1 protein-coding gene is annotated in these 203 nt (G+C 68.0%); it reads left to right on the top strand.

Features of this window, described 5'->3' with window-relative positions; all coding sequences use genetic code 11:
• Nucleotides 1-203 (top strand): AMP-binding protein (locus IE94_RS38815; RefSeq protein ID WP_157849479.1); only part of this gene is annotated, 203 nt, incomplete at both ends.

Here is a 203-nt window from a genome sequence, read left to right as displayed (position 1 = left end):
ATACGTCGGGGTCGACGGGGCGTCCCAAGGGTGTGGTGGTGTCGCACCGGCAGGTAGGCAGGTTGTTCTCGTCGACGGGGGGCTGGTTCGGGTTCGGTCTGGGGCAGGTGTGGACGCTGTTCCACTCGATCGCGTTCGACTTCTCGGTGTGGGAGCTGTGGGCGCCTCTGCTGCACGGGGGGCGGCTGGTGGTGGTGCCGTTC

Origin of the sequence: Streptomyces violaceorubidus (assembly GCF_000717995.1) — a bacterium.
Taxonomy (GTDB): Bacteria; Actinomycetota; Actinomycetes; order Streptomycetales; family Streptomycetaceae; genus Streptomyces; species Streptomyces violaceorubidus.
The sequence above is the reverse complement of the archived record's forward strand: the minus strand, read 5'-3'. Positions and strand labels throughout refer to the sequence as shown.